6 protein-coding genes are annotated in these 15798 nt (G+C 33.9%); all 6 read right to left on the reverse strand.

The features are described from left to right. The coding region (locus M4I21_RS17815) for a beta strand repeat-containing protein (protein ID WP_502798721.1) at positions 1-2757 on the reverse strand (2757 nt) is incomplete at its 3' end. Positions 2758-3135: 378 nt separating this feature from the next. Beyond that, positions 3136-6702: a PA14 domain-containing protein gene (locus M4I21_RS17820; protein ID WP_249560589.1), complete on the reverse strand. Its 3567-nt coding sequence runs from the start codon at positions 6700-6702 to the stop codon at positions 3136-3138. A 215-nt stretch (positions 6703-6917) separates the two neighbouring features. Then, on the reverse strand, positions 6918-11408 hold the full coding sequence (locus M4I21_RS17825) for a beta strand repeat-containing protein (protein ID WP_249560590.1): 4491 nt from the start codon (positions 11406-11408) through the stop codon (positions 6918-6920). A gap of 209 nt (positions 11409-11617) precedes the next feature. Beyond that, positions 11618-13555, reverse strand: coding sequence for an OmpA family protein (locus M4I21_RS18620; RefSeq protein WP_283771811.1), 1938 nt, complete (start codon positions 13553-13555; stop codon positions 11618-11620). 17 nt (positions 13556-13572) lie between these two features. Then, entirely contained in the window at positions 13573-14523 is a 951-nt protein-coding gene (locus tag M4I21_RS17835) for a PorP/SprF family type IX secretion system membrane protein (RefSeq protein WP_249560591.1), read from the reverse strand. A gap of 18 nt (positions 14524-14541) precedes the next feature. Continuing rightward, positions 14542-15798: T9SS type B sorting domain-containing protein (locus tag M4I21_RS17840; RefSeq protein WP_249560592.1), on the reverse strand; the 1257-nt coding region annotated here is incomplete at its 5' end.

Consider the following 15798-nt stretch of genomic DNA (forward strand, 5'->3'; position numbering starts at 1 on the left):
AACTGTAGAACGCTTTGCATCAAATGTAATTACTACGCCGTCTTCATTTGTATACGTAAATGTACCATCTGCATTGTCTATTAATGTAGATAGTGTCTCTGTAAATGTTGTTACTGTACCATCTTCTGACGTGTACGTTAAACTGCCATCTCCATTATTCACTAAAGTTGTTACTGTATTGTTTGTATCTACTGTTGCAGCATTACCAGAATCATCTGTGATTGTGAATGTTCCATCACCATTATCTAATACCGTAGAACGTTTAGCGTCAAATGTAGTTACTACGCCATCTTCATTTGTATAGGTAAATGTTCCGTCCGCATTGTCTACTAAAGTCGATAATGTTTCCGTAAATGTTGTTACTGTACCATCTTCTGACGTGTACGTTAAACTGCCATCTCCATTATTCACTAAAGTTGTTACTGTATTGTTTGTATCTACTGTTGCAGCATTACCAGAATCATCTGTGATCGTAAAAGTACCATCGCCATTATCTAAAACTGTAGAACGCTTTGCATCAAATGTAGTTACTACTCCGTCTTCATTTGTATACGTAAATGTTCCGTCTGCATTGTCTATTAATGTAGATAGTGTTTCTGTAAATGTTGTTACTGTACCATCTTCCGATGTATACGTAAAACTACCATCACCATTATTTACTAAAGTTGTTACTGTATTGTTGGTATCTACTGTTGCAGCATTACCAGAATCATCGGTGATTGTAAAAGTACCATCACCATTATCTAAAACTGTAGAACGTTTTGCATCAAATGTAGTTGTTACTCCATTCTCATTCTCGTGAGTAAAAGTACCATCACCATTATCTGTTAAAGATGTAATTGTTTCTGAAATTGTTACTGAAGCTACATTTAAATATAAACCACCGTCTGTACCAACTTGAATATCATTATTAGTATCAGAACTTACTAATCCTATAGTTTGAGAAGAACCTGTACCATCTGTATATGTTATTGTACCATCGTTATTATTTACTAATGATCCTGCAACCTGATTTGTATCAATAGTTGCAGAGTTACCAGAGTCATCTGTTAATGTGAATGTTCCGTCTCCGTTGTCTAATACTGTAGAACGTTTAGCATCAAATGTAGTTACTACTCCGTCTTCATTTGTATAGGTAAATGTTCCGTCTGCATTGTCTATTAATGTAGATAGTGTTTCTGTAAATGTTGTTGTTGTACCGTTTTCTGATGTGTATGTAAAACTACCATCTGTATTATCTACTAAAGTAGTTACTGTATTGTTAGTATCTACTGTTGCAGAGTTTCCTGAGTCATCCGTTAATGTGAATGTTCCGTCTCCATTATCTAATACTGTAGAACGCTTAGCATCAAATGTAGTTACTACTCCGTCTTCATTTGTATAGGTAAATGTTCCGTCTGCATTGTCTATTAATGTAGATAGTGTCTCTGTAAATGTTGTTGTTGTACCGTTTTCTGATGTGTATGTAAAACTACCATCAGTGTTATCCACTAAAGTAGTTACTGTATTGTTAGTATCTACTGTTGCTGAGTTTCCTGAGTCATCTGTGATTGTGAATGTTCCGTCTCCGTTATCTAATACTGTAGAACGCTTAGCGTCAAAGGTAGTTACTACGCCATCTTCATTTGTATAGGTAAATGTTCCGTCTGCGTTGTCTACTAGTGTAGATAGTGTCTCTGTAAATGTTGTTGTTGTACCGTTTTCTGATGTGTATGTAAAACTACCATCTGTATTATCTACTAAAGTAGTTACTGTATTGTTAGTATCTACTGTTGCTGAGTTTCCTGAGTCATCCGTTAATGTGAATGTTCCGTCTCCATTATCTAATACTGTAGAACGCTTAGCGTCAAAGGTAGTTACTACTCCGTCTTCATTTGTATAGGTAAATGTTCCGTCTGCATTGTCTATTAATGTAGATAGTGTCTCTGTAAATGTTGTTGTTGTACCGTTTTCTGATGTGTATGTAAAACTACCATCAGTGTTATCCACTAAAGTAGTTACTGTATTGTTAGTATCTACTGTTGCAGAGTTACCAGAATCATCTGTTAATGTAAATGTTCCATCACCATTATCTAAAACTGTAGAACGCTTTGCATCAAATGCAGTTACTACTCCGTCTTCATTTGTGTATGTAAATGTTCCGTCTGCATTGTCTACTAATGTAGATAGTGTCTCTGTAAATGTTGTTGTTGTACCGTTTTCTGATGTGTATGTAAAACTACCATCTGTATTATCTACTAAAGTAGTTACTGTATTGTTAGTATCTACTGTTGCAGAGTTACCAGAATCATCTGTGATTGTAAATGTTCCATCACCATTATCTAATACTGTAGAACGCTTAGCATCAAATGCAGTTACTACTCCGTCTTCATTTGTGTATGTAAATGTTCCGTCTGCATTGTCTATTAAAGTTGTTTCTGTTTCAAATAAATAAGATAAATCTACCACACTAGTACTACCGCCCTGCATAGTAAGTGTAAGTTCACCTGTTGTTTCATTAAATACAAAATCTTGAATTTCCGGATTACTACCAGAAGACAACTCCCAAGAATCGCCATCCCAAAAATAGATAGTTCCTGTATTTGTATTTACATATAAATCTCCTAAATCTGCTCCTGCTGGAGATGCTGATCCTGGAGCAGTTACATCTGTACCACTTAATACTTCACAATTACATTGATCTTCTAAGGTAACAGTGGTTTGTGAAAATGCAATTGCCGACATTAAAAACAGTATCGGTAATAATAACTTCTTCATGGTTGGGCGTTTTATTTTAATCATTTCTAACTTGTAATAAATTTATGGTCAGTTTAAATCAGGACAATACTGAAGTATAACTTTACTTTACAAAATTAACGTTAGATAGACGGCTAGAAAATAAATGTTGTGTAACACCCCTTTTCTAATGTAAACATCTACAAAAGCATTGTAGACCATATTTAATCTTGTTAAATAAGCTATTAACAAATGTTTTTTATCGATTACATTGCTGTTTTAAACGGATGCATGTCCTCAATAAAAAAATATTTCTCATTAAAAAAGAGGATTATTTTATCTAAAAAAATGAGTTAAAAAGGTCATTTAAAATAAGAGAAAAATTATTTTAATTAACAAATGTTACTATTTAGACCTTTACTATTTTTTAATACGATATGTTATTCTTCTGTTGGTAATTACACTCTTAAATTTGACAAATAAAAGTGCCGAATTTGAAGTTAAAACGGTACATATTATAGATGAATTTGAAACCAAAACTCTATATGAATATCCATTTTTTTCAGTAGTGACTTTTTCAACAGAAAGGCTAGACGTTTGTGATCCTAGATATTCAACACCGTCTATAATGTCAGCATAATTGACTCCATCTGTACTTACTTGCCATTGAAATGTATCTGCATTATTTCCGTTTACCGTAAAAATTGCATTATTACCAACAAATACCGTTTGATCTAACGGCTGGCTTGTTATAGTCGGAACTGCTGTTACTTGTAAAAAATCGTAATTACCATCAACATCATTATCTACTGGCGCAGTATAGGCTGCTCCTACTACAGATCCATCTAAATTAACTGTTGGTGTACCTGAACCATACATTCCGTTATTATCTGCATCTGCTGTAACATCTGCGTATGCCTCATCTGCATCATTACAACCATCATTATCACTATCATCATCTAAATGATTAGGGTTGGTATCACCATCTAGGTTACCAGACCTACAGGCTGTAAAACCAAATGCGATATCATCAAAAATTGAGTATGGATCAGAAGAATCATCAAGTTGTCCATATACATAAAATCGAAATGAGTATTGCGTGTTTGCTTTTAAATATAAAGGGCTGCTAGCTAAATGATCAAAAGTTGCATAAGTAGATCCATCACTTGTATGAAAAACATCTGTAGATAATGCTTGCCAGGCACTAGAACCAGTTATGGCATATGCTGTTGCTGTATAATAAGAATCTCCTCTCGTTGTATCATACCATCCAGAACGAATCTCATTTAATGTAAGTGAGGCTATATCTGAACCTGTTGTAAAAGAAAGTTCTACATAATCTCCGTTTTGCACAGCCTCTTCTTTTGTCTGTGACGTAAATGGTTCTATACGAATATTACTACCCAAAACATTAAATTTAGAGCCATTTAAAACCATTGTTTCGGTATCGCTTAAAACCCAATTTTTAATTCTTGAATCATAATTGGTATCCATTTCTACATTGCCTGATGGGTTATTTAATGTCCAAGCAAATTCGTTTGTTATACTATCTAGAGACTCATCACAATCTAAAATACCATCGTTGTCATCATCTATATCACAACCATCTGGAATACCATCGTTATCACTATCTACGGCATCATCAAAATAAGGACATTTATCATTTAAATTATTTACACCATCACCATCGTCATCACACATATCTGATGTAATAGTATAATCGGTACTACTACCCTTTCTTTGCCCTCCATTTATTGCTATTGGAATTCCGTTTTCATCTACAGTACCAGAGATACTACCGTTACTATTTAAATCTGAAAAATCTAAATTTTTACTCCCTTCTAAAGCATCAAAGCAACCATCATTATCACTATCTAAATCATTAGCATCTGGAATACCATCACCATCTGTATCCGTAGCTTCACATTGTTTAGATTGCGTAACATTATCTATGTATAGAGAATCATGGTCGTTAATTGCTGAAGAACCATCAAAACTTAATGTAACTGTGCTACTGGTTGGTATAAAAGTAAAACTCCTAGTTGCCATATTACTTGTAGCATTACCTTCTTGTGCATTTCCACCGTTATTTGCTGCTATTTGTGTAGACGTTTCTGAGAAGTAACTAACACCATTTATTTTTGCTTCTAAAGTAGATTCTCCTGTAAAACCAGCATTTGATCCCACATCAAAAATAATAGTATTAGCTACATTAGGAGTTACATTTATTGTTTGATAAAAAGTAGCTGTACCTGTTCCGTTCCACTGCGCATAATAAGCTCGTTCAGAATCAATACGCCAATTGTTTCCTGAAGCTGTCCAACTATTATTAAAAATCCATTCTTTAAAATCTCCGTTATTAACCAATTCTGATGGAATAGGATTACCTGATGATAAAATTGTAAAAGGAACATCTTGTTTTGTTATAGATGGACCTTGATATCTTACATCTAAAGTTACAAGACCTCTTCTCTCAAAATACAATACTTTAAATTTATACTCGCCTGGAGTTAATGTTATTGTTCCAGAGCGCTCTTGTGTGCCATGATCTCCGTCATTATTTACAACTTCTATATCATCAATAAATAGTCTAGAGCCATCATCAGAATTTGTGTAAAAAGTATATGTACCCTCTGTATCTATTCTTATATACCCATTATATCTAATGGCGTAAAAGTCTGAATCTCCAGGATCTAATGCGTCTTGCAATGCATTTACATTAAAGTTATTAATACGTCCTTCTGCTAATGCTCCTGAAGTTGGAATATTATTTGTTGTAGCACCTGGCACATCCAAGTCGTAAAACTCATACTCTAAAACACCATATTGTTTACAAGATAAATTCTCTTCAAAATCTAAAATACCATCATTATCGTCGTCTAGGTCACAACCATCTGGCACCCCATCATTATCACTATCTATGGTATCATCAAAATTTGGACATATGTCATTTCCGTTATTTACTCCGTCTCCATCATCATCACACAAGTCTGAAGAAACTGTATAATCTGCACTACTCCCTTTTGCTTGACCTCCGTTTACTGCTATTGGAATTCCGTTTTCATCAACAGAACCAGAAATACTACCATTACCATTTAACTCTGAAAAGCCTAAATTATCATCTCCCTCTAAAGCATCAAAACAACCATCGGCATCACTATCTAAATCTAATGCATCTGGTGTACCATCACTATCACTATCTAGACATTGTGTTCTAGATATACGTACTAGATCTATTGCTGCTCCGTTAGACGTTCTATCTGGTGTTGCGTAAAACTCTATTGTTGTTTTTGTTGTTGTTGCTACAAAATTACGCTGAAAATGAAACCACTGTTTAGGGCCTCTTACACCCCCTACTAAACCTTGAGCAGTGTAATTTAAAGTTTCATTAATAATAGGCGTATTGCCAGAATCTATGATATCTATATCTAGTGTTACTGGTGCTCCTGCTTCATGCCCTATATCTTCTCCCCAATAGAATGAAACGGTATACGTTACTCCTATTTCTGTATTTATTTCTTGAGAAAGTGTATTATTTACACCATTTGTTACATCGTTATTACCTGTAACATCTACATATTGGGTTCCATGATAAGCATCTGCATAAACGTCTGGACTCCAAGAAGGACTTCCGCCACCTACCCAACCATCCAAATTGGTTGTATAGTTCCAGCCAGTTAATTGGTTGGTATTGTATGTGGCTCCAATAAAGGTACCGGATCCGTCTGTAAAACCATTGGGAAAGACTGCAGAATCCGTAAAATCTTGCATTTCAAAAGAAGGATTTATGATTAAATTACCACAACCTTCATCTACATCTAAAATTCCATCATTGTCATCATCAAAATCACAAACATCATTAATACCATCACCATCTGTGTCTATACCAGATGGATCTGTACACTGACCAAACATTGTTGAAGTACTAAATAAACTAACTACTAAAAGTAAAAAGGTAACGAACTGCTTACTTGGAATTTTTATCATCGGTTGAGGCTATCTATTATAGATATTAAACTGGTTAGGTTTTGATATTAAATTATAACATCAAAAATCTAACTATATACCGCCGATTAGAAACAATTGTTGCGAAAGAGACTAATACTTACGCTGAAACAAATATTTCTTGTTGTATACTATATTTTTTTAACTAAAACTTGTTTTTTTCAACCTAGAAAAGAGACAGATAATCCGATATTTTATTAATTGCCCTTTACTCTATATGTAGTATTTCTATTGGTAATTACATTAAAAGCCCTTAACACAACAAAAGGTGAAAACTCTGAAGTTGAATTTGAAATTGTTGCTGTAGTAGTTACAAAGTTTCCGATAACCACAGATGCTGGTTTTGGAATAACAAACCTAAACTTGTTTGTAGTATCAGTATTACCGTCATCATCTGAATAAGAAGAAGTACCTGGAAATTGATCTGACGCACTACCTTCTAGCATAGATCCTATAAATACTTGTCCTTCGCCATAGTCTGTAACCATACCTAAACTATTATCACCTGCAGTTGCAGTTCCTTCATTTATATCGGTTAAAAACAGTTCTATAGTAGCTCCTGGTCTAGACCATCCTTCTACTATAATATTAGAACCAGATACAAATGCATTAGATATTACAGCAAAATTAGCTAAACCATTTGGACCGTTATCTCCATCACCAGAATCATTAATCGTTACACCATCACCAACTGCATTACCTGCATCTAAATCTATACCTAAAGCAGGACTTGTTGTTCCGTTTGCAAATATTGAATTTCTAGAAATTGTATTGCCACTTGTGTTTCCTCCTGCTATAACAATGCCTGCACCTCCGTTAGCCGTTATAATATTATTTGTTATAGATGCGTTATTACCATCAATTTTTATACCTGCATTTTCTATAGCTCCACTACAGTTACCACCGTTTTGACCAGAGGTTCTAATTGTGTTTTCTAAAATTTCCACACCATCTACGTCCTCTACTTCTATACCTAGTGCTCCTGCATTTTCAATTAAATTTTGAGTAATTGTTATGTTACTTCCTCCTTCAATAAAAATATTATCAAAACAAGCTCCTGTTCCATTCTCTGTTAAATGATTATTTTGAACAAGCACAGAAGATCCTCCTCTTATTCTTATTCCTGCGTCTGAATTTGTTGTAATAAAGTTTGAGTCTATTGTGGCATCACCTCCAGTAACCTCTACTCCATAATCTATGATACCTGCATTTACTCCTACTGCATTTATTCCTAAAAGAGAATGAGAAACAGTACCTTCTCCTCCACTAATAATAATGCCCGCATTGTTATTTGCATAAACAGATACATTACGTATTACAGTACCATTACCAGATGTATTAAGAACATCTCCGTTATTTTTATGAATTTGTATTTCAGGCCTATCATAACTTGGTAATGATATAGCAGAAACACCTACCGATGTACCACCAGCACCTTCTGCTCCTAAATTAGAATTACCAGAGTATGCTGTTTGTGTACGCCCATCTATAACTGTTTTAGTCCCTGTTATTTCTTCTAAAGGATTGCCATTAGATATTAAAATATCAAATATACTGCCTGCATAATTCCCATCTGCTGCTCTACCTAATGGGTCTGTTGTAGGAGGAATCATAAATATTGATGTATCATCACCTGCTGCAGGGTCAAAAAGACTATTGGCCTCAATATCTAAACCTATTTCGCCTATAGTATTAGAATTCTTAATAAATTGATCTAAAGAACCTTGACCAGCTTCATTAGTGTTAACGATAGTATTAAAATTAAATCCAAAATTTATACCTACCACACCATTACCCGCTACTTCTACACTAGATATACTTTGTGCATTAGCAAATACACCTAAAGAAACATCTTGACCAGCTGAGGGATTAGCTCCTCCTATTTCATTAATTATATCTACTATACCACCAGAAGCTATTTCTGTTCTATAAGTCTGAACAGGATAACAAGAAGAACAATTTGCTCCATTATCTCTTGTAGATCTAACAGTTGAACTTACTACTTTTATAAAGTAATCTCCATCTGCCATACCTCCAAAAGAATAATTTCCATTTGCTTCTGTATTTTTTCTTTGAATAAATGTACCTGAAGAATCAAAAAGTTCTACAATGGCACCAGATATTCCTACTCCACCTGAAGCCACCTGATCTCGACCAACTCCTCCTGGGTAATTAACATCTTCAAAAACTCGTCCTGCAATTAAATTAGAAGGCACTTTTAAAATTACTGCCGCAGAGATAACAAAATCCTGTCCAACATCCACGTTTGCCGTTACTTCACTATCTGCAGGTTGTATAAATGATGATATATCATAGGTGTCTAAATCTACACCATACATATTAGCATTGTTATAAGCAGGTGGTCCTACTGTATTATCATAAATGGTAGAATTATAAGAGTTATTTCCAGTTTGCCCTCCATCTCCTGTTAATATAAAATTCTGATTACGTTGATTGGTAATTGAAAGTTCTTCAGGGTTTGTAGATCCGGAACTAGATCCATTTAAATCTGGATCTCCTTCCCATGATAAGAATGATGCTTTTGCTCCTTCACCAGAAATAGCATAAAAAGAATCTAACGTAAACGAATTACCATCATTACTTAAACCATCAAAACCTTGGTACAAATTTATATTTACTGCCGGTAATGATCTATCCTCATAAAAAACCATTAAGGCCCAACCTCCTAAAACAGTACTAGTATTACAATATTCACCAGTATTATTAATCGTTAAATCACTAAAATCAAAAACATTATTTGATAAATCAGATACTCCTTGGACAATTGAAGTAACATCACTAACATAACCGAAAAAATTTCTATTCCCCAAAGAGGTTTGATACAAGAAATTTGCTGATACATTTTGACCTTCAAAAGTAATATTTGGATCACGTACCGTACTAGAATGTGACCAATACAAATAAGCCCTTTCTACGGAAGCCGTTGCTGGTACCGCAGAGATTAAACTGTTAGAAGATGAGTTTGTAACAGCACAAGGGTCTGCTCCATTTGCTCCTGTTCTTAATGTACCCCCAGTTGTAGAATAATCATAATACCCATCAAACTCCTGAAACAAAGTAAGTGGATCGTTTGCTAATATTTGTGAATTTATTGTTCCCGTACCTGTATCATTATAATTTACCGTAGCATATTGAGCCGTAGCTCCAGTAAATTCAATAGTAAAATCTTCTGCAAATTCTGGAGTACCATCGTTTGCTATAGGTACAGAAATAGTTTGTACATTGTTTAGTTCTCCCGTAAAAGTTAAGGTACCTGCTGAAGCTGTATAATCACTTCCTGCAAGAGCCAAACCATCTACCGTTCTAAAATTTACCGTAAACGGAGCTTCTACAAATCCAAATAAAAATATATTTCTACCGTGAGCAGCTCTTGTAGACCTAACTGTAAAAACAGCATTACCCACGTCCTCATCAAAAGAAATATCCTCTATTACTATAATTGGTCCGTCAGGAAAACAATTTATCTCTGCCTCCCATCCTGCTCCTGTATCACCACCATTAGAAACAAATCTAAAGGTTAAACAACCTGAAGCAGCTGAAGAGTTAATAGATGTTGGTACATTAGCACTATCATACTGGCCTATTAATGCTGCTCCTGTAGAGTTGCCATCATAAACATATAAAACATCTCCTGTAACAACTTCAAAACTTGTGAAATTTACGTTTAAGTAAGTATCTGCAGTATCTGGACAAATTGTATAGGTTACGTCTTGGTTATTCCCGTAATTAGACAATCCTCCTGGATCAAAAAAAGTATCACTACAAGTAGTAGCGCTACCACCATCTGTCATAATTAAAGCATCATCATCTGTAATTGTCCCTATACCTGTATCTGATATATCTACTTGCGGGTCTGATGACAAAGTAAACTCTATTGTAAAATTTTCTGGATTCTCTATAATGGCATCATCTAAAATAGAAATGGTAATAGTCTCGGTATCTCCCGTAGTTCCATTAAAATTTAAAACCCCAGTCCTAGAAGTATAGTCGCTTCCATTAACTGCCGAACCATCTACAGTTTGATAATTAACTGTAAAAGGTGCTGTTGCATTAGTTCCTGTATGTCTAACTGTAAAATTAGCATTTCCCGAATCCTCATCTACCGTTACATCGTTTATTTCTATTACAGGAATAGGAGCAGGAAAAGTAGCGGTAATCTGGAAATTATCAATTAAAGCATAATCATTATTATTCCAATTATTACCAAATTTTGCAAACCTTACCGTAGTAGTTGCTGAGATAAACCCCGAAATATCTTGATTAAATGTTCCAGTATTATTATTACCATTTATAGTAGCAATAGTAGTATAAGATGCTCCTCCATTATTTGAAACTTGTATTCCTAAACTTCTTCCTCCTGTAAGACTTATTGCCTGCCAGTTAAAGCTAAGAGTCGCTGTTGCTGCTCCATTTAGATTAGCAGATCTGCGTATTGTTTCAGCATATAAATAATAAAGCTCTAATCTATTACTACTTATTCTAATATATTGACTATTAGGCCCTGCATTAGTATCTCCAGTTTCTATCCAATTAGTCGAAAAATTAGAACTACCATTATTATTAGAATAGGATACATTACTAAATCGATCTAAATACGTTTCTTGCCCTACTACCACAGCGGTAAAGAGCATAAAAATTAGTATAAAAAAAACATTAATCAACTTCATAATAAGAATTGTGTTTAGGTTGGGGGAATGTCATTAAAGAACACACCTATCTTATTGGCTGCTAAATTAACACCTAATGGTTACATGTTATAATATTTGTTGTGAACAAGTGTTTATCCTATGTTTATGCCTACAAAGCTGAAGTTTGCAAACAAAAAAAGCCTTAACTCTGGAGTTAAGGCTTTTAGTAAAATGTAAATTATTATTTTTTATTCTATAATAATAAATTCTGATCTTCTATTTAACTGATGTTCTTTTATTGTACATGGTACACCGTTCTCACATTTATTTACAAGACGGGTTTCTCCAAAACCTTCTCCTTGTAAACGTGTTGCATCTATACCTTTAGAAACCATATAATTTACTGTAGCTTCTGCTCTTTTTTGAGACAACCATAAATTATAGGCATCTTTACCTCTACTATCTGTGTGCGAGTTTACCTTTATTTTTAAACTAGAAAACTTCTCCATAGCAACAATTACTTTTTGTATTTCAATTTCTGCATCCGGACGAATATCAAACTTATTTAAATCAAAATAAATTGTACTTAACTGTAATAATTTTGCTAGGTCGTCTCCCATACCAGCAGTAACTTTATCTCTTTCTAGATAGAAATCTACAACTTGTGGTTCTCCATTAGACTTTGCTAAATATTTTTCTGATGGCACATAACCTTCTACTACTGCTCTAACAAAATTACCTTTATTACAGTCTAAAGTAATATTGTAAACACCATTAGAACTCATAATAGTAGATGAAATTTCTTCGTTGTTTTCATCTATAACTTTAATAGATGCCCCAACTAAAATTTCGTTAGATATTTTATCTCTTACCGTACCTGTTATCTCTTGAATACAATCTAAAACAAGTGGTTCATTTTCTACAACGGCATAAATATCGTCTTCACCAACTCCTTCTTTTCTGTTAGAAGCAAAATAACCGTTTCTATTTTCACTATCAAAAATAAAAGTAAAGTCGTCCATATTACTGTTTATAGGAGCACCTACATTTACAATAGAACCGGTTAATGTATTATTTGCAATTTTAGTTGCAAAAACATCTAAACCACCTAGACCAAGATGTCCGTCTGAAGAAAAGTAAAGCACATCTTCATCTGATACATATGGGAAAGTTTCTCTAGAGTCTGTATTAATATTATCTCCTAAATTTTCTGGTGTACTAAAAGTATCATCATCATTTATAGTTGTTCTATAAATATCAGACAAACCATAAGTACCAGGCATATCAGATGCAAAATATAACGTTTTCTCATCACGACTTAATGCAGGGTGGGCTACTGAATAGTTATCACTATTAAATGGTAACTCTGTAATATTTGTCCACATACCATTTTCAAAGTCTGCTCTAAATATCTTTAATCTAACAACACCTTCGCTGTCCTCGACTTTTTTACCTTCTTTATAATTATTTCTAGTAAAATACATTGTGCTACCATCTCTTGTAACAGCAGAAGTAGACTCATGATACCTAGTATTTATATTCTTGTCTAGCTTTACAACTTTATTTAAAGATGTACTGTCTACATTAACCTTATATAAATCTAAAAAGTCTTTTGAATTCCAGGTATGTCTATTCTTTGCTAAGTTACCAGTATCTCTATCTGAAGAAAAAAGAAGTCCTTCATTATAAAACGAAGGTGCAAACTCATTATGTATAGTGTTATACTGAAATGTAGATATTTTAAATTTATCTGTATTCTTTTTAATATCATCAAAAGAAGCTATTTTATCTTTAGACAGAGATGCATTTTGACCAGTTGAAGATATATCGTAGAACTTTTTTAAGATAGAATTAGAAAGCTCGTAATCTCCTAATGTTCTTAATGTTTGAGCATATCTAAAATATTGTTCTGCTGTAACATCAGATTCATACTCAGATACCAATCTTTGATAGATTTCTGCCGCTTGTTTATAATCCGCATTAAAGTAATACGAATTAGCTAATTTGTCTAATAAATCTGCAGATACAAATCCTTTTTCTATAACTTTTGTATAGATATCTATAGCTGGACTAAAAGAATAACTCTTGTATTTTTCATTTGCTTTTACTACTAATTTCTCTTGAGCTTTTACATGCCCAACAGTAAAAAGTAATATTACAATTAATAGTATAAATTTCTTAATCATTAGTTCTGTTTTTAGTTTTAGAAAAATCTAGGTGATACTAGTTTTTCAAATGCTCTAACCAATTCAAATCTTAAAAACACTTCAAAAGATCCATCGTTAAACTGTGTTCCTCCTAATTCTGTAGTTTCCTTATCATATGCCAAGCCTAACATTATTTGGTCTGATATTTGAAAGCCTGCCAAAGCACTTACTGCTGCATCCCATCTATAAGCTGCTCCAAATGTGAACTTTTCATTATACATAAAGTTTGCTGATAAATCTACTTGTAAAGGAGCTCCATCTACCACTTTAGTTAACAATGCAGGCTTAAATTTTAAATCGCTATTTAAGTCAAAAACATAACCTGTAATTGCATATAAATTCACCTTGTCTTGCGATAAAAACTGTACATCATCAGAACTAGAATTTCCACTATCAAAATGGTCTGTTTCTAATAAATTAGGTGCAGATAATCCAAAATAGAATTTATTTGTGTGATAGTAAAAACCTAATCCAAAGTTGGGTGAAAATTTATTATCAATGTTATCTGTAGCTACAACTTCATTATCTATTTTTCTTAATTTTTCAAAATCCAGATTTAATAAATTACCTCCGACTTTTACACCAAAAGATAATTTTCTGTCTTGCGCTAATTTTAAGGTATAAGATACAGTTGCATCTATATAAGTCTCTTGTACTACACCTTCTCCAATTTTATCATTAACTACAGATACTCCGTATCCAAGATTGCTATTTCTTATTGGAGAATGCAGGTTTAATGTCTGAGTTGTAGGCGCACCGTCTAAACCAACCCATTGAGCTCTGTATAATGCAGCAATACTTAACTGGCCTCTAGACCCTGCATAAGCAGGGTTTACAGCTAAAGTGTTAAACATATACTGTGTGTATTGTGCATCTTGTTGTGCACTAACACTTTCTAGTGCTAATACTACTAATAGTACTGTTGCGAGAATGCTTCTTTTTATCATTTTATGATATTAAATATATTATTTACTTACGTATAAGTAACCGTTATCCGTATTGTTTTTTCCGTTTTGCTCGTAGTTAAAGATGTAATAATACACACCTGAAGGAAGAATATTTCCTGCTTTCACTGTTGATCTTCCTTTTGATCTACCATCAAAAACATTGTTTATATTATTGTATCCTTCTGCTTCAAAAACTGCAACACCCCATCTGTTAAATATTCTTATGTTGTTATTAGGAACTAGACCTACGTTATCTATCCATAAGAAATCATTACTACCATCACCATTTGGTGTTACCATTTGCATTACTACAACTGGATCATTTTCTGGTTCTCTATCGTCTACGTTATCTAGATAATCTGGTGTACCATCACCATCTGTATCATCGTTTGTTGGGTTACCATCTCCATCGATATCTTCGTCTGGTGTGTTTATGCCATCTCCGTCATCATCTAAATCTCTATAGTTAACGTCTTCTGTACCGTCTGTATCTGGTAAATCGTTTGCTGGATCGTTGATCTCATCATTAACATCAAAACCATCATTTACATCTGATCCTTCATAACCATCATCTAAACCATCACCATCTGTATCTATAGTAGTATACTGCTGATCCGGAACTCCGTCAAAATTAAAGTCGTTTCCTTCATTATTATCTGGAACCGTATCATTATCACTATCTAAATCGATGTAATCCGGTGTTGTATCTCCGTCATGATCGTTTGGTGTTAAACCACCTAAATAAGCACTATTTACACCATCATTAGCTAAGTAAGTTGCAGCATCATCATTGTTAGGAGCAATATAACCTTCAGTAGTTTGTGCTTCTACGTTATCTGGAATGCCATCATCATCTGCATCGATATCTAAATGATTTGGAATACCATCACCATCTGTATCCGTAGGATTAGTTAATGGATTGTTATCACCATCTATATTTTCATCCTCTACTGTATCTAAGATACCATCGTTATCATCATCTAAATCTACTAAATCAGGAACTCCGTCACCGTCTGTATCAACACCAGGAGTATTATCTGGATCTAAGTAATCTGGTGTACCGTCACCATCTGTATCATCATTTGTTGGGTCACCATCACCATTTGCATCTTCGTCTGGTGTGTTTATACCATCTCCGTCGTCATCTAAATCTCTATAGTTAACGTCTTCTGTACCGTCGGTATCGGGTAAATCGTTTGCTGGATCGTTGATCTCATCATTAACATCAAAACCATCGTTTACATCTGATCCTTCATAACCATCATCTAAACCATC

Origin of the sequence: Cellulophaga sp. 20_2_10 (assembly GCF_023476645.1) — a bacterium.
GTDB lineage: Bacteria > Bacteroidota > Bacteroidia > Flavobacteriales > Flavobacteriaceae > Cellulophaga.

Coding starts and splice junctions, on each gene's coding strand:
- M4I21_RS17825 (WP_249560590.1), bottom strand. CDS start 11,408: ATGAAGTTGATTAATGTTTTTTTTATACTAATTTTTATGCTCTTTACC.
- M4I21_RS17820 (WP_249560589.1), bottom strand. CDS start 6,702: ATGATAAAAATTCCAAGTAAGCAGTTCGTTACCTTTTTACTTTTAGTA.
- M4I21_RS18620 (WP_283771811.1), bottom strand. CDS start 13,555: ATGATTAAGAAATTTATACTATTAATTGTAATATTACTTTTTACTGTT.
- M4I21_RS17835 (WP_249560591.1), bottom strand. CDS start 14,523: ATGATAAAAAGAAGCATTCTCGCAACAGTACTATTAGTAGTATTAGCA.